The 21475-nt window shown below is 63.6% G+C and carries 3 protein-coding genes; all 3 read right to left on the bottom strand.

The genetic code is table 11. The features are described 5' to 3' along the window. Nucleotides 1-106: 106 nt before the first annotated feature. The 3 genes from HU773_RS10895 to HU773_RS10885 are packed head-to-tail and all read right to left on the bottom strand — an operon-like array spanning nucleotide 107 to nucleotide 21310. A complete protein-coding gene (locus HU773_RS10895; protein WP_186626275.1) occupies nucleotides 107-3277 on the bottom strand; it encodes a non-ribosomal peptide synthetase in 3171 nt (1056 codons plus the stop codon). Then, the gene (locus tag HU773_RS10890) at nucleotides 3274-9024 is read right to left on the bottom strand and encodes a non-ribosomal peptide synthetase (RefSeq protein WP_225923850.1); all 5751 of its coding nucleotides are present in this window, start codon (nucleotides 9022-9024) and stop codon (nucleotides 3274-3276) included. The genes HU773_RS10895 and HU773_RS10890 overlap by 4 nt, the downstream gene beginning before the upstream one ends. After that, complete coding sequence (locus tag HU773_RS10885) at nucleotides 9017-21310, bottom strand: non-ribosomal peptide synthase/polyketide synthase (RefSeq protein ID WP_186626265.1); 12294 nt, start codon at nucleotides 21308-21310, stop codon at nucleotides 9017-9019. The genes HU773_RS10890 and HU773_RS10885 overlap by 8 nt, the downstream gene beginning before the upstream one ends. Nucleotides 21311-21475: the final 165 nt, after the last annotated feature.

The following is a 21475-nucleotide window of genomic DNA, read 5'->3' as shown; positions in this document are numbered from 1 at the left end:
CGTGTGCAGGGCACACATAGGGGGCGCTAGACTACAATTTATGAGAATCGTTCGCAACAGCATAAAACTTGCGAGCGCTGACTGACTGGCAGCGCCCGCAACCGTTTTAGCTCTGCACCGCCGCCTGTTGGCGCGCCTTCTCCAGCAGCGCGGCCTTCTCCTCTGGACTCATTGCGTCCAGCCGCAAACGTGCCTGGGCCAGTTTCTCCAACTGGCCAGGGCTATCTTCCTGGGCACGCAAGGCCTGGGCCAGTGCGCCGGGACTTGGGTGATCGAACACGATGCCGGGGTGGACTTCGCAGTGCAGCAGTTTGCGAATCCCGGCGACCAGCTTGATCACCAGCAGCGAATGGCCACCGGCGGCGAAGAAGTCGCGGTCGCGGCTCAAGCGTTCGCGCCCCAGCAACTGGGCCATGCGACTGGCCAGCAAGGTTTCAAGGGCGTCCAGGGGCTCGATGAAGGTGTCGTCTTCTTCGACCAACTCCAGATTCTGCAAGGCCTGGCGGTCGACTTTGCCGTTGCCCAGGCGCGGCATGTGCTGCACCACCTGGTACTGGTGCGGCACCATCACCGCCGGCAAGCGCTCAGCCATTTGCTGCTTGAGGTTTTGCAGCCAATCCGCAGGCGCGTCCTGGCTCGGCAGTACAAAGGCGACCGGCTCATCGTGCGCCAGCAGCACCACGGCTTCGCTCACGCCTGGCACGCGCAGCAGTTGTTGTTCGATTTCTGCCAGTTCGATACGGAACCCGCGCACCTTAACCTGATGGTCACGCCGGCCATACAGCGCGATACCGCCTTGTGGCAGGTAGCGGGCCAGGTCGCCGCTGCGGTACAACCGTTCGCCAGGGTTAAACGGACTGTTGATAAACGCTGCATCGGTCTGCGCCGGGTCATTCAGGTAGCCACGGCACAATTGCTGGCCGCCGATATACAGCTCACCCAGTTCGCCGCAGGCCACCAGTTGCAGGCCCTCGTTGAGGACGAACAACTGGTTGTTGGGCAATACCCGAGTCAGGGGAATGGCCAGGTGTTGCAAGTCGTCCGGGCTGATTGTATGCACGGCGACGCCAACGGTGGTTTCGGTGGGCCCGTAGTGATTGAACAGACGGCAATCGGCGCGCAGGTTGAAGATGCGCGCAACCGTCCCCTGGCCGATGGCTTCGCCGCCGAGGATCAGGGTGGCCGGCACCTTCGGCTGCGGTGCTTCGAGCAAGGCGGCAAGATGGGACGGCACGATTTTCAGGCAATCAATGCCCTGGGTGTCGATGAAGGCTGCGAAGGCTTCGGGATCCTGCATCGTCGCCTCGTCAACGATATGCAAGGTGGCGCCGTTGTACAGCGCACCAAACAGGCTGGTGTTACCCAGGTCCGCCGCGACAGTGGAGCCTTGGGCGAAGTGCCGGCAAGCAGCCAGCTCCAGCTCACTGCTGACGCCCGCGACGTAATTGAGCAATTGCCGATGCTCGACCACCACGCCCTTGGGCACCCCGGTGGTGCCGGAGGTAAACAGTACATAAGCGGCGTCCTGGCCTTGCAGGGTTGCACTAGGTCCTTGCGCCAGCGGTTGCTGCACCTTTTGATCGAGGTCCAGTACTGCGCAACCGACTCCATCCAAAGCCATACCCTGGGTGACCAGTAGTTGCGCGCCGGCCTGTTCCACCAGTTGGGCCTGGCGCGCCACTGGCCAGTTCGGGTCCAGCGGCAGATAGGCAGCGCCTGTGCGCCAGGTCGCAAGAATAGTCAGCACCTGGGCCACGCCACGCGGCAAGGCCAGGGCGACAATGCTGCCCGGGGCTACACCCTTTTGACGCAGACGGCTGGATAATTGACGCACGCCGGCATCCAACTCGGCGTAGGTCAGCGACTGCTGCCCCGCGACCAATGCCAACGCGTCCGGGGTGATTTCGGCCCAATTGAGAATATGCTCAGGCAACAGCACCCGCTCTTCCAGCACTTGCGGCGCGGGATTGAACGCCAGCAGGCGTTGGCGTTCCGCCTCACCCAACAGGCTCAGGGTTGCGATGGCCGCGTCCGGCTGCTCCAGCAGACTGCCCAATAGCACTTGATACTGCGCCAGCAGCGTCTGCATCGCGGCCTGGCTATAAACGGCAGCGGCATAGTCCAGCGACAGGCCGGAGACAGCGCCGCCCTCCTCCATATCGACATTCAGCGCCAGTTCAAACAGCGGCCGAAGATCAGCACTGTAGGCGCCGCTCCAGGTGCATGTCCCCACTGTGCGCGCTGCCGGTTGCTGGCGCACACCAAAGCCATGGGTCAGCGGCAGGCCGGCGTCGAGCGGCGCATATTCTTGCCAGGTGCCATGGGTCTCCAGCACACCGGTCAGCTCAGCCAACACACGCGTGAACGATGCTGTCGGCGCCAGGTTCAGGTTCAACGGCAGGGTTCTTTCCAGCAGGCCCACGGTGGGTGCGAAGAACTCATAGTCCTGGCGCGCGTCATGCCGCAGGCCCGCGACAAAACCTTCGCGCCCACTGACGCGCGCCAGCAGCACCCACCAGGCTGCTTGCAATAGCGTGGTCACCGGCGTGTTGTGCTGGGCTGCCAGTTGGCTCAGGCGCTCCAGCACACGTGGGTCGAGGGCGGCAGTCAGTGTCTGCCCACCGGCCTTGCCCGGCGCAGTGTCCGCGTAGCGCACCGGCAACTCCGGTGCCAGCACCCCAGTGCTCGGCAGGCAGGCTTGCCAATAGGCCTTGGCAGTATCGGCATCTTCGTCGAGCACTACTTCGGCATGCCACTCCAGGTACTGGGCAAACTGCCCCAGCTCCTCATCCACGGCGCAACTGCCCTGCTCATACGCCGTACACAGGTCTTGATAAAGAATCCCCAGGCTCGCCTGATCCCCCACAAAACCCGCCAAGCCCAGGGTCAATTGCCAGTGTTGCGCGTCGATACGCTGCAACAGACCCTCGAAAAACACCCCGGACGCCAGGCTCACCGGGCGTTGGCACCACTGCACCAAGACCTGCGTGGTGTCGCTGGACTCATCCACCGCCAATGCCACATTCGCCGCACCGGCCTCAAAGAACTGCCGCAAGCCACGATAACCGGGCGCCGTCGCCAATCGGGCGAGCAGCGCGGTGTGACGCTGGCTCAAACCGTTTAAAGCCGCTTGCAGGCGTGAAACGTCGAGCGCGCCCTTGATCTGGATATGCAACAGGTGCGCGATATCACCCCAGCTCGCACCGTCCTGTGCGTCCAGCACCCGCTGTTGTTGTTCCGGGAGCAGCGCCAGGCCTGCATCGTTAAGCGTACTCATGCCTCAGTCCCTTCAGTTTGCATACGTGTAGAGGGCGTTATCGTTTCCAGGTCGCGCCGCTCGATCATTTCACCCATGGCCACGACGATTTTGCGTGGGCCTTCAAAGGGGTCGCGGGCGTGGGCGGCAAGCATGTTGTCCAGCAGGATCACATCGCCCTTGCGCCAGTCAAAACGCACCGCACAGGCCTCGTAGAGTTCGCCCAGGAGTTGCATCACCGCGTCTTCAATCGGGCTGCCATCACCGTAGTACACGTGGCGCGGCATCCGCTCGGGACCGAACAGGCCCAGCAGGTCGTCGCGCACGTCAGGGTCCAGGCAGTAGATGTGGTGCAGTTGCACCTGGTTGAAGAAGGTTTTCTCGCCCGTGGTCGGGTGGGTGATGATCGCCGGGCATGGGGTGCGGATTTGCAGTTCGTCGTTGTCCAGCCAGGTCCATTGAATGCCAGCCAGCGCGCAGCGCTGCTCGACCTGGGCGCGGTCTTCGGTCTTGAAAAAATGCTGCCAGGACACGTCGAGCTTATCGGCGAAGGTGCGCACATACAGCAGGCCCTTGCTTTCGAATGTATCGCGCAACGCTTGCGGCAAACGCAGGTACATCTGCCGGCAATCGACCACCGGCGTGGCACCGCCCACGGGCGACGGTTGCTCGCAGAAGAACAGTTGCTTGCGCGGCCAGCGATCCTGATGCGAGCTCTCGTTGTGGAACAGGATCATTTTCTTTTCCGGGTACGGCGTAGAGCGGTAGGTGTTCTTGCCGCCCTCTTTCTTCGGCAAGTCGCCGTACTGGCCGTACAGGCCCGGCTGGACCGCTTCGGCAAAGGCCTCGAAGTCGTGGATATCACGCATGGCAAAGCCTCGGAACAGGATCCCCGCATGCCGCGCCAACTTCTCCTCGACCAAGGCGCGATTGGCCTGGACCCACGTCACCAGGTCGAGCCCCGGATCATTGGGCTCCATCAGCAACGGGAACACCTGGTCGGCGTTCAACAGCGATTCACGCATCGCCGGCAGCGGGGCCCTGGCCACCGGGCTCGACGGTTTCTTGAGGAACTTGCCCAGTTTGTCGGCCTTCGGGCTAACAGGTGCGGCAGGAGCAACAGCGGTATTCGACGGCATGATGATGTCCCCTAATCGGATGTCTGGATCCATGACAATCTGTTGAAGAATTCCCATCCAGGCGCTCACAAGCTCGGTAATGCGCTCTTGTTTGAATAAGTCATTGGCGTACTGCCAGGTGCCTTGCCACTGCCCGGCTTCTTCGTCGATGAACAACGCCATGTCGAACTTGGAATAGCCGCCCAGGCTGGGCACCACCTCCACGGCAATGTCCGCCAGGCCAGCGCTGTGCACCGGCAGGTTGTTCATCACAAACAGCACTTGCACCAAGGGGTTGAAGCCCCGGTGCCGGGGCACGTTGCTGGCTTCGGCGATCATGTCCAGGGGCAGGTCCTGATGCTCGAATGCCGTGAGGGAGGTTTCCCGCGCAGCAGCGAGGAAATCACTGAACCGGGCCTTTGCGTCGAAGCGCGAACGCAGGGGCAGGATATTCACGAAGAAACCAATCAAGCCTTCCAGCTCGGCATGCTGGCGCCCCGCGACATCAGCGCCCACCAGCAAGTCGTCGCTGGTGCCCAGGCGATGCAGCAACACCTGGAATGCCGCCAGCAAGGTGGTGTAAGGCGTGACGCCGTGGCGGCCGGACAAGCCTTTGAGTGCCTCGCCCAATGCCGGCGGCACGCTGAACGACTCGCTGGAGCCTTCAAAAGACGGTACTGGCGGCCGTGGAAAATCAGTGGGTAACAGGAGTTGGCCGGGATGACCGGCCAGGGCGTCCTTCCAGTAGCGGGCCTGTTGCTGCAAGACCCCGGCCTGCTCCAGCGTCAGTTGCCATTGGGCATAGTCGCTGTATTGCACCGGCAGCGGCGGCAAGTCGATGCCACGGCCGTGCTTGAGCGCGGCGTAGTGTTGCACCAGTTCACCCACCAGCACCGCCATCGACCAACCATCGGAAATGATGTGGTGCATCGAATACAGCAGCACATGCTCATGGGCACCCAGGCGCAGGATCTGCCCACGCAACAGCGGCGCTTGTGCCAGGTTGATCGGGTGTCGGGTGTTGTCCAGCGTGGCCTGGGCGACCTGGGCTTCCTGTTCGATACGGTCCAGGTGCGACAGGTCGACCAGGGCGAAGTCCAGTGCCACCTCAGGCGAAATCACTGCCAATGGATCGCCGTCATCGTCTGCGACATAGGCGGTGCGCAGCACTTCATGACGCTGCACCACGCACTTGAGGCTTTCGATCAGCAACGGCACCGAGACTTCGCCACGCAAGCGCAACGCCAGCGGCATACCGTACGCGCCGTTGCCGGCCGAGAACTGTTCGGCCACCCACAAGCGGCGCTGGGCCAGGGACAAGGGCGCAGTGCTGCGCGGGCCATGGGCCCGCAAGGCGATCTGCGCCGGTTGCGCGGCCGAACGGCCCGCCAACACGGCGGCAAAGTCTTCCAACACCGGAGCATTGAACAGGTCCCGCAAGCCAGGGTCGCTGGCCAGGGTTTGCTTGAGCCGCGCAATCACCTGGGTGGCCAGCAGCGAGTGCCCGCCCAGTTCGAAGAAGTTGTCGCTCACCCCCACCTGCGCCAGACCCAGCACCTGTTGCCAGACCTCGGCAATCTGCTGCTCCAAGACATTGCGCGGCGCGATGTAGTGCTGCTGCAAGGCACTGGCATCCGGCGCCGGCAACGCCTTGCGATCGAGCTTGCCGTTGGGAGTCAGCGGCAGGCTGTCGAGGAAGACCCAATGGCTGGGCACCATGTACTCCGGCAGGTCGCCCTTGAGCTGACGCTTGCACGCCTCACGCAGCGCCTGTTCATCGCTGACCGCTTGCACGGCAACCACGTACGCCACCAACTGCGGATGGCCAGCGACGTCCCGCACCACCACGGCGGCTTCGCGCACTTGCGGTTGCTCCAACAGCCGCGCCTCGATTTCCCCCAGTTCGATCCGCAATCCACGGATTTTTACCTGGTGATCCACGCGACCGATGTACTCGATCACCCCGTCCGCGCGGTAGCGCGCCAGGTCGCCGGTGCGGTACAGGCGCGTACCGGGCGCACCAAATGGGTCAGGCAGGAAGCGTTCGGCGGTGAGTGCCGGGCGCTGGAAATAACCCCGCGCCAGGCCATCGCCGCCAATCAACAATTCACCCGCCACCCCGACCGGCACCGGCGCCAGGTTATCGTCGAGGATATACAGGCTGGTATTGGCAATCGGCCCGCCCAGCCACGGCTGAGGCTGGGTTGGCGTGAGCGGGTACTGCGCCGACCAGATGGTGGTCTCGGTCGGCCCGTAGAGGTTCCACACCTGGGGCGAAAGCGCCAAAAGGCGGGTCGCCAGTTCCAGGGGCAGCGCCTCACCGCCGCACAGCAGTTTGCAACCCTTGAGCTCATCGGCCTGCGGGTGATCGAGCAGCATGCGCCAGGTCGAGGGCGTGGCCTGCAACACGCTGATGCGCTGCTGTTTGACCAGGGCAAGCAAGGCTTGCGGGTCGAGGTTGATGTCCTGCCCGGTCAGCACCAGGGTTGCGCCAGCCAACAGTGGCCCATAGATTTCCAGGCCGAAAATATCGAACGAAAAGGTGGTCAGCGACAGCAGCCGGTCATTGGCATCCAGGCCCGGCTGGCGGGCCATGCTGCACACAAAGTTGGTCAGGGCGCCATGGCGCACCATCACGCCTTTGGGCTTGCCGGTGGAGCCGGAGGTGTAGATCACGTAGGCCAGGTGTTCGGCCGTGGTGCGCGGCAGCGGGTTTTCGCAGCTGTAGCCATCGAGCCACGCATCCGGTTGGTCCAGGACCAGGGCACTGACCCCGGCCGGGATCGGCAAGCGCGCCAGCAACGGTGCCTGGGTCAGCAGCAGGGCCAGGCCGCTGTCTTGCATCATGTAGGCTAGGCGATCCTCGGGGTACGCCGGGTCCAGCGGCACATAGGCGCCACCGGCCTTGAGAATCGCCAGCAGCCCGACCACCAGGTCAACGCTGCGTTGCACCGCAATTCCCACCAGTACATCAGGGCCGACACCGGCCGCGATCAGGCGATGGGCCAGGCGGTTGGCCTGCTGGTTGAGTCGGGCAAAGGTCAATGACTGGGTGTCGAAGACCAATGCTACGGCATCCGGGGTGCGGGCGGCCTGGGCTTCGATCAGGTGGTGGATGGCGCTGTCGCGAGGGTAGTCGGCAGTGCTGGCGTTCCAGGTTTGCAACGCCAGGTGCTGTTCAGCGGCGTTGAGCATCGGCAGTTGACCGATGCGCTGCCGTGGATCATCGACCATGCCCTGCAACAATCTCTGCCAATGCCGCGCCATGCGTTCGACGGTCGAGGCGTCAAAGATATCGGTGGCATAGGTGAGGACCGCCGACAGGCCATCAGGGCCGTCGAAGGTGTTGAGGGTCAGGTCAAACGGCGCACTGAGGTTTTCCGAGTCGACTGGCGTGCACAGCAATCCGCCCAGGGGTTGGCCATCGGCAAACCGGCCAGTTTCCATCTGATGGTTGAACATCACCTGGAACAGCGGTGTGTGCAGGCTGTTGCGCTCGGGCTGCAGCGCCTCCACCAACTGCTCGAACGGCAGGTCTTGCCAGGTCTGGGCCTCGTGGGCCGCCGCCTTGACCGTCTGCACAAAGTCCGCAAAGGGCTGCTGGCTGTCGAGCGTGGCCTGCATCACCTGGGTATTGACGAAAAAGCCGATGACCCGCTCGGTCTCGGCCCGGTTGCGGTTGGCGGTGGGTACGCCGACGCGAATGTCAGACTGGCCGCTGTAGCGGTGCAACAGCACCTGGAACGACGCCAGCAACAACATGAACGGGCTCACCCCTTGCTGCTGCGCCAGGCCCTTGAGGCCGTCGCTCAAGGCACGATCCAACGCCAGCGGCAGCGTCGCCCCACGCTGGTCCGGTGGCCCCAGGCGTGGGCGATCCACCGGTAGTTCAAGCAAGACGTGCTCGCTGCCCAATTTACCGCGCCAGTAATCCAGTTGCCGGCGCCCTTCCCCGGCCTCCAGCCATTGCCGTTGCCAGGCGGCATAGTCAGCGTATTGAATGATCGGTGCCGGCAACGCGCAAGGCGTGCCCGTGACCTGGGCAATGTACAGCGCCAGCAGCTCATCGATCATGATCTGCATCGACCAGCCATCGGTGATGATGTGGTGCAACGTCAGTACCAACACGTGCTCATCGTCCGCCAGACGCAACACTGCGGCGCGCAGCAGCAGATCGTGTTCCAGATCGAACGGCTGGCTGCTCTGCACCTGGACAAACGCCTTGATTACGGACTCGGGATCGCCTGCCGGGGCAGCCTGCACCGCCAGCTCCACGGCTTCGATGGGCCGCATGATGCATCGCACCTGCTCGCCTTGCTGCACAAATCCGGCGCGCAGCCCTTCATGGCGCGCCAGCACCTGCGACAGGCTGCGTTGCAGCGCCTCGACATCCAGCTCCCCCTTCAAATGCAGCGCCGTACAGATGTTGTAGGCACTGCCCGTTGGGTCGAACTGCCAGAGAAACCATTGCCGCTGCTGGGCATACGACAGTTGCTGGGGCCCGGTTTCGCTAGCCGGCACAATCGGGAAACGCGCGACGTTGACGCCCTGCTGCTCCAGCTTGCGGAACAGTTGCGCACGCTTGGGTGCGCTCAAGTCCTTGATGCGCGCCACCAGTTCTGCGGTTTTGGCCCCGCCTTGCTTAAGCATTGGTTTCCTCCAGGTTTTCCTGCTCCAGTTCATCAAGGGCATCGAAGATCAGGTCAAAGTCATCATCCAGGCCATCGTCCCGGGTCGCATCGACCAGCGATTGGGCCAAGGCCCCGAGGCTGTCCTGCGCGTAAAAGTCCTTCACGGCCACGTCTACCCCAAGCACTGCCCGCACACGGGACAGCATCACCACCACTTGCAGGGAGTGCCCGCCCAGGTCGAAGAAGTTGTCGCCAAGCCCCACGCGCTCGACCTTGAGCACCTCTTGCCAGATCCCGGCCAGTTGCTGCTCAAGTTCCGAAACCGGCGCCACATAGGCTTTTTGCGTCTGGCTGACATCCGGTGCCGGCAAGGCCTTGCGGTCCAGTTTGCCGTTGGGGGTCAAGGGCATCTGCGCAACGAACACCAGGTGCGCAGGGAGCATGTAGTCGGCCAGATGCTGCTTGAGCCCGGCCTTGATCGACTCGCGCAACGCCGTATGTTGCTCGGTGCTGTCCGTCGATTCGGCGAGCACTACGTAACCCACCAATTGCGGGCCGCTGGGTCCATCGAGGGCCACCACGGCCGCTTCGCGCACAGCATCCTGGGCCTGGATGCGCGCTTCGATTTCCCCCAGTTCGATCCGGAAGCCGCGAATTTTCACCTGGTGGTCCAAGCGCCCGAGGTATTCGATCACCCCTTCGGCGCGATAGCGCGCCAGGTCGCCGGTGCGGTACAAGCGCTGGCCGGGCGCACCGAACGGGTCGGGCAGGAAACGTTCGGCAGTCAGGCCTGGGCGCTGGAAGTAGCCGCGCGCCAGGCCGTCACCGCCGATCAACAGCTCGCCGGGCACGCCGACCGGGGCCAAGGCACCGTCCTGGCTGACGATGTACAGGCCGGTGTTGTCGATCGGCCGCCCCAGCCATGGCTGGCCGTCGAGACGATGGGCGGCTGACCAAATGGTGGTTTCGGTTGGCCCATAGAGGTTCCATACCGCTCCACCGAGGGCGAGCATGCGTGCCGCCAGTTCATCGGCCAGGGCTTCGCCACCGCAGAGCAAGGTGCAGCCCTGCAACGCCGCCACCTGCGGGCTGTCGAGCAACATGCGCCAGGTCGAGGGCGTGGCTTGCAGGGTGTTGACACGCTGGGTAGCCACGGTGGCGAGGATCGCGTCCGGGTCGAGGGTGGTGTCTTTGTCCACCAACACCGCACAGGCGCCAACGGTCAGCGGCAGGTAGATCTCCAGGCCGAAGATATCGAACGAGAAGGTGGTCAGAGACAGGATCCGCTCTCCCACCGCAAGCCCCGGCTGGCGGGCCATGCTCGCAATGAAGTTGCCCAGGGCGCCATGGGGCACCATTACCCCTTTGGGCTTGCCGGTTGAACCTGAGGTGTAGATTGCATAGGCAAGGTTGCCCGGCCCGGCCGATGGCTGCGGGTTGTGGCTCGGATAGCCCGCGAACCAGCCCGCCTCACCGTCCAGTACCAGCGCCTGGACACCGCCTGGAATTGGCAGCGCCCCCAGCAGCGGCGCCTGGGTAATCAGCAACCTCAGGCCGCTGTCTTGCATCATGTACGCCAGGCGATCAGCCGGGTATGCCGGGTCCAGCGGCACATAGGCGCCACCGGCCTTGAGGATCGCCAGCAGGCTGATGATCATCGGCAAGCCGCGCTCCACCGCGATCCCCACCAGACGATCCGGCCCGACACCTTCGGCCAGCAACCGATGCGCCAGTTGGTTGGCCTGTTCGTTGAGCTCGCGATAGGTCAGCGACTGCTGGCCGAACACCAGGGCGACGGCATCGGGAGCGCGCTCAGCCTGGGCCTCGAACAGTTGGTGGATGCATTGCCCGCGCGGGTAATCGACCGCCGCCGGGTTCCATTGCGCGACCATCTGTTGTTGCCGCGCAGCGCCTTGCATCGACAAATCACCCAGCGCCAGCTCGGGCTGATCGAGCATACCCAGCAGCACGTGGCTGAAATGCCCGCTGAGCTCGCTGATGGTGTCGGCGCTAAAGTGCCCATGGCTATAGCGGTAATGCACACTCAGGGTCTGCCCCAGACTGACCGACAGGCTCAACGGATAATGGGTCTGCTCATGACTCTGCACTTCGCCGAACACCAAGCCTTGCGGCGCGCCGCGCTTGAGGGTTTCGGCCACCGGGTAGTTTTCAAATACCAGCAGGCTGTCGAACAGTGCGTCACCGCTCTGCCCGGCCCAACGCTGGATATCGAACAACGGCGTGTGCTCATGCTCGCGCAAGGCCAGGTTTTGCCCCTGCACGACCTGTAACCATTGGCTGACGGTTTGCTCGGCGCGCGGGCTGGCAACCACCGGCAAGGTATTGATGAACAGCCCAACCTGCTGCTCGATACCCGGCAAGTCAGCCGGGCGACCGGCGACCGTGGCACCAAACGCCACGCAGTCCTGCCCAGTGTAGCGCTGCAACAGCAACAGCCACGCGGCCTGCACCAAGGTGTTGGAGGTGACTTTTTGCTGGCGGGCAAACTCGCTCAGGCGGCGGGTTTGCTCCCCATCCAACATCAAGTGATGGTCGCCGTGACCGGCGGCGGCCTGCCCCTGGCCACTGACCGTCTGTGCCAGCAGGGTCGGCTCCTCCAGTGCCGTCAGGTTGGCGCTCCAGAATTGTTCACTGGCCTGTTGATCCTGGCGTTGCAGCCAGGCGATGTAATCGCGATAGCGCCCAACGGACGGCCCCGGCGCCTGGCCGTCATAACGCTGCAGCACCTCACCCAGGAGTTGGGAATTGCTCCAGCCGTCCATCAGGATGTGATGGTTGGTGTAAAGCAGTTCGCAACGACGGTCATCCAGGCGCACCAGTACCAGGCGTAATAGCCCAGGCCGGTTCAAGTCAAAACCCTGGGCCAGTTCGGCAGCAGCCAGCGCTTGCAGCGCAACTGATTGATCGTCGCGCGCGCGCCAGTCGAGCACGGTAAAGGGCACATCAAGCTGCTTGTGCACCACCTGCATCGGCTGCGGCAAACCGCCCTGCCAGGCAAAGGCCGTGCGCAGAATGGCGTGCCCATCGACCACCGCCTGCCACGCTGCGCGAAAGCGTTCTGGGTCCAGGCCGTCCACCGATACTTGCATCTGATTGACGTAATCGCCGCCGCTTTGCTCCAGCAAGCTGTGGAACAACATGCCTTGCTGCATGGCCGAGAGCGGGTAGATGTCTTCGATGGCTTCAGGCGCGCCGGCAAGCACATCCACGTGGGCCTGTGTCAACGCCGCCAGCGGGAAGTCCGACGGTGTCACGCCGTGATGACCGGTTGTGGTGCAGTGCTCAATCACAGCCTTGAGCTCTACAGCCAGGGCGTCGGCCAGTAGCTGGATGGTCGCTGCGTCGAACATCTGCTGGCTGAACGTCCAGCCCAGGCACAATTGGCCTTCAAATACCTGGCCGTTGAGGGTCAACCAGTTACCCAGTGGTGCGTCCGGATGCTGCTCAACCCCGGCATGCTCGCCACTGGGCAAAAACAACGCCGTTTGCTCGCCTTCAACGGTGCTGTCGAATTGGCCCAGATAGTTGAAGGTGATACGCGGCGCCGGCAGTGCCGCCAGGGTTTGCTGCACGGCAGCGTCACCCAGGTAACGCAAGACGCCAAAGCCTGCGCCCCGGTTGGGAATGGCGCGCAGTTGTTCCTTGACCTGCTTGATTGAATCTCCCAGCGCCTCGGCAGGCGCCAGACGCACCGGGAACAGGCTGGTGAACCAACCCACGGTGCGGGTCAGGTCCTGGTTGTCGAACAGCTCTTCACGGCCATGGCCTTCGAGCTGGATCAGCACCTCGCTGCGTCCCGTCCAGCGCGTGATGACTCGCGCCAGCGCGGTCAGCAGCAGATCGTTGACCTGGGTGCGGTAGGCCGCTGGCGCATCCTGCAACAGGCGCCGGGTCAGCTCGGCATTCAGGCGTGTATCAAGCGTGACGCCGTCGCGACTGCGCAAGCTGGCATCCGGCTTGGCGCCCGGCAGATGGTTGTCGGTTGCGCCCAGTGATTGCCAAAACGAAATCTCGGCTTGCAGCGCGGGACTGCGGGCAAGACCTTGCAGTTGCTCGGCCCAGGTTTTGAACGCGGTGGTCTTGGCCGGTAAGCCCAGGGCGGGCTGACGGTAAGCGTCCTGCAGATCTTGCAAGAGGATGCGCCATGACACGCCGTCGACTACCAGGTGGTGAATCGCCACCAGTAAGCGCTGGCTGCCATCGGCACGCTCAAACAACACCGCGCGCAGCAGCGGGCCTTGTTGCAGGTCCAGGCTGGCCTGGGCCTGATCGGCCACCGCCTGGAGCTGGGCTTCATCGTTGACCCGATGCTGCCACAGCAGCTCAGGGTTCGACGCCTCGCCATGGCTGGCGACCCACTGCTCGCCGTCGCGGTAGAAATTCAGGCGCAAGGCATCGTGATGGGCGACCAGCGCCTGCAAGGCCTGGGCGAGTCGTGCGCCGTCCAGGGGTTGCTGGGGCGCAAGCAGCACGGATTGGTTCCAGTGATGGCGCTGGGGAACATCCTCCTCGAAGAACGCCTGCTGCACCGCCAGCAACGGCATGACGCCGGCCACCGGCCCTTGGTCGATGGTCGGCACGCCTTCACCGCTGCGCGTTACGCTGGCCAAACCTTGAATCGTTTGCTGCTCGAACAACGCTTTGGCAGTGAAATGCAGCCCCGCCTGACGGGCGCGGCTGACCACCTGCATCGACAGGATCGAATCGCCTCCCAGCTCGAAGAAGTTGTCGTTCAAACCCACGCGCGGCAGGTTCAACACTGTTTGCCAGATATCGGCCAGTTGCTGTTGCAGTGCCGTGACCGGTGCCACGTAGTCCTGTTGCAACAGGCTGGCGTCCGGTGCCGGCAGGGCCTTGCGGTCGAGTTTGCCGTTGGAGGTCAGTGGCAAGTGGTCGAGCACCATCCAATAGGTCGGCACCATGTAGTCCGGCATGCTCGCCTTGAGACTGGCCTTGAGGCGCTCGCACAACGAGCGCTCGGCCTGCGCCGGCACGATATAGGCCACCAGTTGCTGGGTACTTGCGCCTTGATGGGCCAGGACCACCGCGTCACGCACACCGGATTGTTGCAACAGGCGCGATTCGATTTCGCCCAGTTCGATGCGAAAACCACGGATCTTCACCTGATGGTCGATCCGCCCGCAGTAATGCACCATGCCCGCCGCGTCGCGGCGCGCAAGATCGCCAGTGCGATACACGCGGCTGCCGGCCACGGCGGCTAAAGGATCGGGAATAAAACGCTCGGCGGTCAGTGCCGGACGCTGGTGATAACCCTGGGCCAAACCTTCACAGGCGGCGAGACACAACTCACCCACCACGTCATCGGGCACCGGGTTGGCGTCGCGGTCGAGCACATACAGCGCTCGCCCCGGTAAGGCACGACCAATCGGTACGCCATTGGCTTCATCGACATCCTCGAGCTGGCACAAGTGGGTGCTGGACACTACCGTGGCTTCGGTCGGGCCGTAGGTATTGAGCAAGCGCACGCCGCCAAGGCCTGCGGCGTGCCAGAGCTTGAGCCCCTCCACCGACATCGCCTCACCCCCCACGTGCACCTGGCGCAGTCGCCCGCGACTGCGCTGCGGGTCCGCCGCCCAGTCCTGGGCCAGCAGGAACCAATAGGCTGCCGGCAAGTCGGCCAAGGTCACGCCGTGTTCGATGATCTGCTCGTACAAGGTCGCCGTGTCCCAGGTTTCATCGCCGCGCAGCACCAGGCAGGCGCCTTCGCACAGCGGCGGGAAGCACTGTTCGACAAAACCGTCGAAGCTGAATGTTGCAAATTGCAGTACCCGATCCTGGGACGTGAGTTGTGAGTATTCGGCGGCTATCGTGCAGAATTCGCGCAGCGCGCCATGGGCGATGGACACGCCCTTGGGCTGCCCGGTGGAACCGGAGGTGTAGATCACATAGGCCAGATGCTCGGCCTGCGCCAGGTTGGCCAGGTTGGTGCGTGGGTAGTCGCGCTCCGAACCGTCGAGCAGCAGGCACGGCACGCGTGCATCGGCCAGGACGTCGTCGAGTACGCCGGGTTGGCGCAGCAGCAGGTCCATTGCGCTGTCATCAATCATGTAGGCCAGGCGCTGGGCTGGGTAATCGGGGTCCAGTGGCACGTAGGCGGCGCCTGCCTTGAGGATCGCCAACAGGCTGGCAATCATCGCCCCACCGCGACGCACCGCCAGCCCGACGCGCTGGCCGGGCATCACGCCCTGCTCGCGCAAGCGATGGGCCAGACGGTTGGCGCGCTGGTTGAGCTCGGCATAGGTCCAGCGCTCGTCACCGCTGATCAAGGCCAGGGCATCCGGGGTCGCTGCCGCGCGGCGTTCGATACGCTGGTGCGCCAGCAGCGGGTCGAGTGCCGGCTGTACTGCGGTTTGCTCCAGGGTTGGCTCGCGCAGGCTCAGGTTGCCCAGTGCTTGCTGGTTATCCTCAACAAACTGCGCAAGCAGTTGCAGCAGGCTTGTGCCGATAACGCGTATCTGCTGCGGGCTGAAATCGGCCCGGGCGTAGCTGAAGTCCAGGCTCAGGGTTTCACCCAACTCGATGCCCAGGGTCAGCGGATAGCTGGTCTGTTCATGGTTGTGCAGCCCGCTGAAGCTCAAGCCGGCCGGCGCACCGGCTTGCAGCGCCTGGGACACCGGATAGTTTTCAAACACCAGTAAGGTGTCGAACAGCGCACTACCAGGCTGCCCGGCCCAGCGTTGAATGTCGTACAGCGGTGTGTGCTCATGCTCACGCAGGAGCACACTGTGCGCCTGCACGTGCTGCAGCCAGTTGGCGACGCTATGGGTAGCATCCGGGCTGCAAATGATCGGCAAGGTATTGATAAACAACCCGACCTGCTGCTCGATCCCGGCTAAATGAGCCGGACGCCCGGCCACTGTGGCGCCAAAAGCCACGCTCGACTGGCCGCAATAACGTTGCAGCAAAACCGCCCATGCCGCTTGCAACAGGGTATTGAAGGTGACCTTGTTGTGCCGGGCAAACTCACCCAGGCGCGCGGTGGTGGTGGCGTCCAGCAGTACGTGGTGACTGGCATGGCCACTGCCCTCGCGCGGCGCCGGCAAGGCGTTGCCAAGCAAGGTCGGCGCGGGCAGCGCTTGCAGTTGCACGCGCCAGAATTGCTCGCTGGCGCCGGCGTCCTGCGCCAGCAGCCAGCCCACATAGTCGGCATAACGCCCGGTGGCCGGTGGCGGCACTTGTCCGGCGTACCGCTGCAAGACCTCCCCCAGCAGTTGGGCATTGCTCCAGCCATCCATCAGGATGTGGTGGCTGGTGTAGATCAGCTCATAACGCCGGGCCGCCAGCGGTACTAGCACCAGGCGCAACAACGGCGCCTGATGCAGGTCGAAGCCTTGTTCGCGCTGTTCAAGGGCCAAACGATCGAGGTCGTCAGGAGCGCTCTCCAGCACTGTCAGCGGCAATTGCACCGAGCGCTGGATCGCTTGCATCGCCTGCGCCTGGCCTTCCCAGATACATCGTGCGCGCAGCACTTCATGGCGCTCCAGCACCGCCTCCCAGCACTGGGCAAACCGCGCCACGTCCAGGCCTTCAATGGTCAGGCGCAGTTGATTGATGTAGGCGCCGGGCTCGGCATCGTAGGCGCTGTGGAACAGCATGCCCTGCTGCATCGGCGACAGCGGATAGAGGTCCTCGATCTGCGCCAATGGCAGGCCCAGGCCTTCCAGTTGTGCCTGGTCGAGGCTGACCAGCGGGAAGTCCGAAGGCGTCGCGCCGCCCTGTTGTGGATCGAGGCAGTGTTCAATCAGTTCGTGCAAGGTGCGCGCGCAGCTGTCCACCAGGGCCTGGATGGTGTCCCGACGAAAGACTTCGCCACTGAAGCTCCAGTCCAGTTCCAGTTCACCGGCGTAGACCCGCCCTTCCACACTCAGCCAGTTGGCCAAGGGCGCGTCCAGGCTCTGGGCCTGGCCGCCGCCTTCGCTGGCCGGTACGAACAACGCATCCTCACCAAATTGCTGGTCGAACTGCCCCAGGTAATTGAAGGTAATCCTTGGCTGGGCCAGGACCGCCAGTTCATTGGCCGCCGCGCCGTAGCGCAACACACCATAGCCAATGCCCTTGTTGGGCACCTGGCGCAACTGTTCCTTGATCGCCTTGAGGGTGGCACCCAGCTCGACGCTTGGCGTCAGGCGCAACGGGTAGAGGCTGGTGAACCAGCCCACGGTGCGAGTCAGGTCGATGTCATCGAACAGCTCTTCACGACCGTGGCCTTCCAGCTGGATCAGCACCGAAGGGTGTCCGGTCCATTGACAAATCGTGCGCGCCAGGGCCGCCAGCAACAGGTCGTTGACCTGAGTACGGTACGCCGCTGGCGCCTGTTGCAGCAGTTGACGGGTTTGCTCGCGGTCCAGGCGCCAGCGGATATGTTCAGCCACTGCCTGGGTTTGCCGGCCCTGCGGGTTATCCCGGGGCAAGTCGTTTGCCACGCCCTGCAATTGTTCGCGCCAGTACGCCAACTCAGCCAGCAGCGCCGGGCTGCGGCTGTAGTCGTCCAAGCGTACTGCCCACTGCTGGTAGGCGCTGGTCTTGTGCGCCGTGGTCAGCGGTTGGCCGGCCACGCCTTGGCCGTAGCCGCGCTGCAAGTCTTCCAGCAACACACGCCAGGACACCCCATCCACCACGAGGTGATGCAGCACCAGCAACAGGCGCTGGCTGCCGTCGGCCATGTCCACGAGCAAGGCCCGCATCAACGGGCCGTGCTCCAGGTCCAGGCTGGCCTGGGCGAGATCACAGTGCTCACGCAATTCCTCGACGCTGGCGGCCTGGCGCTGCCACAACTCCACAGTTGCCGACGGGGCATGAGTCTGTTCCCAGCCCTCCCCGCGCTCGACAAAGCGCAGACGCAAGGCATCGTGTTGCGCCACCAGCGCCTGCAACGCGCCAGCCAGTGCTGTGACGTCTACCGGCTGACGCGGAGTCAGCAGCAGCGACTGGTTCCAGTGCTGGCGTGTGGGAATATCCTCGGCAAAGAACCATTGCTGCACCGGGGTCAACAGCACCGGCCCCTGGACCGGGCCTTGCTCGATGGCCAGCGCCGACACTTCACGCGCGGCAGCGGCCAGGCTGCGTAGGGTCTGGTGACGGAACAGGTCGCTGGGCGCCAGTTGCAAACCGGCCTGGCGGGCACGGCTGACCACCTGGATCGACACGATGGAGTCGCCGCCCAGTTCGAAAAAGTTGTCATCCAGGCCAATCTGCGACTGCCCAAGAATGTCTTGCCAGATCCCGGCAAGCAGCAGTTGCCGTGGATCCTGCGGCGCACTGAACGCCTGCACCTTGGCCTCACCGGCCCGCGGCAGCGCCTTGCGGTCCAACTTGCCATTGGGGGTCGAGGGAAACTGTGCCAAGGCCATGGTCACCGTTGGCAGCATGTATTCAGGCAAAGTTTCGGCCAGGTACGCATGCAACGTTTGCGTGAATACCTCGTGATCCTGGGGCATTGCTGTCGGCACCACGTAGGCCACCAGCAAGCGTCCATCCTGGGCGATCACCAGTGCTTCCTTGATTTGCGGGTGACTGAGCAGGCGCGCTTCGATCTCCCCCAGCTCAATCCGCAGGCCACGGATCTTCACTTGATGGTCGATCCGCCCGACGTACTCGATCACACCATCGGCGCGATAGCGGGTCAGGTCGCCAGTGCGGTACAGCCGTTCGCCAGTACTGGAGAACGGGTTGGGTACGTATTTTTCGGCAGTCATCGCGGCCCGGCCCAGATAGCCCCGGGTGAGCCCGGCGCCGGCCAGGTGCAGCTCGGCAGCGACCCCGGTAGGCACCGGTTGCAGGTCGGCATCGAGGATATAACCCTGGGTGTTACTCAACGGCCGGCCAATGGACGGCTGGCCCAAGGCTTCGCGAGGGGTCCAGGTGGAATAGGTGGTGTCTTCGGACGGGCCGTACAGATCAAAGACCTGTTTGATCGACGGTTGCTGATAGAGGCGGTCCACCAGGGATTGCTTGAGCGGCTCGCCGGCCAGGTTGATGATGCGCACACTCTCAGGGATCTGCCCGGCACGCTGCAAGGCATTGATGGCCGAGGGTACGGTGTTGATCAGACGCACCTGGTCACGGGCCGGCAGCTCGGGCAGTTCCAGGGCATTGCGGGCAAGAATCAGCGAGCCGCCGTTGGCCAGGGTGACGAAAATCTCCCACACCGAGAGGTCGAAACACACCGAAGTGGAAGCCAGCACACCCTGGATATCTTCGCGACTGTAGACCTGCTGCGACCAGTGGATCAGTGCCAGTACGTTGCCATGGGCAATGGCTACGCCCTTGGGCTTGCCAGTGGAGCCGGAGGTGTAGATCACGTAGGCCAGGTTGTCGGGGGCAACCTGGGTGACCGGTGCGCTCAACGGGTAGCCAGCCAGTTGATCCATCTGCAACACCTGGGCCTGGGTCTGGGGCAAGTCGGCGAGCAGCTCGGCCTCGGTCAGCAGCACCTGAGCGCGACTGTCTTGCAGCATGTAGGCGACGCGGTCAGCCGGGTAATCCGGGTCCAGCGGCACATAGGCGCCGCCGGCCTTGAGCACGCCAAGCAAGGCAACGATCAAGGCGTCGGTGCGCTGCATGGCCACGCCAACGCGCACTTCGGGGCCAACGCCCAGCTCGATCAGCTTGTGCGCCAGTTGATTGGCCTGGCCGTCCAATTGGCGATAACTCAGAGTCTTGCTGCCAAAGGTCAGGGCCAGAGCGTCGGGCTGGCGCTCCACCTGCTCGGCGATCAGTCGATGGATGCTGCGCGCTTGCGGGTACTCAGAGGCGGTGGCGTTCCAGCCATGAATTTGCTGCTGATAGTCGCTGGCGTCGAGCATCGGCAACTCAGCCACGCGCTGCTGTACGTTGTCGATCATGCCGCCGAGCAGGTGGCTCCAGTGGCGGGCCATACGCTCGATGGTGGCGGGCGTGAACAGGTCGGTGGCGAAGGTCAATGCAGCGCGCAGGGTGCCGCCCTTTTCCCAGGTGTCGAGGCTGAGGTCGAACTGAGTGGTGCGGCTCTGCCACTCGACCAGGCTCAGGGAGAGTCCGGATTCCAGCACCAGCGCTTCTAGGTCTGCCACTTGTGGCTGGTGGTTGTAGAGCACCTGGAACAGTGGCGTGTGGCTCAGGCTGCGCTCCGGCTTGAGCGCCTCGACCAGGCGCTCGAACGGCAGGTCCTGGTGGGCCTGGGCGCCATTGACCACATCCTTGAGCCCCTGCAACAGGTCGCTGACCCGCGCCTGCCCATCAACGTGGGCAGCCATGACTTGAGTGTTGACGAACAGCCCGATCAGGCCCTCGGTTTCACCGCGATGCCGGTTGGCAATCGGCACGCCTACCCGCAGGTCAGTCTGGCCGGTGTAGCGAAACAGCAGGATCTTGAACGCTGCCAGCAGCACGGTGAACAACGATACGTTCTGCTGGCGAGCCAACAACCGCGCACCGTCGGCCAAGGCTGCCGGCAAGGCGAACTCATAGCGCTGGCCCTGATGGCTGGCCACGACTGGGCGTGCAAAGTCCGTTGGCAACTCCAGCACCGGGTGTTCATCGCCCAACTGTTCGCGCCAGTAATCCAGCTGCCGCGCCTGCTCCCCCGCCTCCAGCCAGCGGCGCTGCCACAAGGCGTAGTCGCTGTACTGGATCGGCAGGTCTGGCAGTTGTGGCGACTGGTTGCGTTCAAAGGCGTCATAGCATCGGATGAACTCGTCGATCAGCACGTTCATCGACCAGCCGTCCGAGACGATGTGATGCAGGGTCAGCAGCAACACATGCTCTTGCTCGGCGAGTTTGAGCAATTGCACGCGCAGCAAGGGGCCATTGGCCAGGTCGAAGGGTTGCAGCGATTGCGCGGTGGCGGCAGCCATCACCGCCTGTTCGCGCTCAGCCGGCGGCAAGTTGCCAAGATCCAGTGGTTCAATCGCTAACGCAGGCTGGCAGGGCACTTGCACCAGGCGCTCATCGGCCTGGCGCTGGAACACTGTGCGCAGGGTTTCATGCCGCGCGATCAGGCTGGCAAACGCCTGCTCGATGGCCGGCAGGCTCAAGGTGCCCTTTAGACGCACCGCTCCCGGCAGGTTATAGGCTGCGCTGGCAGGATCCAGTTGCCAGAGAAACCACATACGCTGCTGGGCGTAGGACAACGCCTGGCGATCCTCGGCCTCGACCTGGGCCGGAATCGGAAAACGCGAGAAGTCGATCCCTTCCTTTTGCAGCGCCTGGAGGAACAACTGGCGTTTTTCCAGGGGCAACCCGATAAACCGGCGAGCAAGTTTCAAGGAGTCTTCAGCGTTCATTTCTTGGGATCCGGAGCAATAGGCAGGAAGCACAAAGGCACGTCGTCCCTATAAAACGAATCCAGGCGGGAAAAATTAGCGCAGGCGATTGCAGTCATCGGGCGTTACATCAAACCCGGGAGAAGTCCGCGAAGCGGCCCTATCATTGACGGAGCACTGTATTTG

The organism is Pseudomonas shahriarae, assembly GCF_014268455.2.
In the GTDB taxonomy this organism is placed as follows: domain Bacteria; phylum Pseudomonadota; class Gammaproteobacteria; order Pseudomonadales; family Pseudomonadaceae; genus Aquipseudomonas; species Aquipseudomonas shahriarae.
Note: the sequence above shows the minus strand (reverse complement) of the source record. Positions and strands in the feature narration are given on the sequence as shown.

Coding starts and splice junctions, on each gene's coding strand:
- HU773_RS10895 (WP_186626275.1), bottom strand. CDS start 3,277: ATGAGTACGCTTAACGATGCAGGCCTGGCGCTGCTCCCGGAACAACAA.
- HU773_RS10890 (WP_225923850.1), bottom strand. CDS start 9,024: ATGCTTAAGCAAGGCGGGGCCAAAACCGCAGAACTGGTGGCGCGCATC.
- HU773_RS10885 (WP_186626265.1), bottom strand. CDS start 21,310: ATGAACGCTGAAGACTCCTTGAAACTTGCTCGCCGGTTTATCGGGTTG.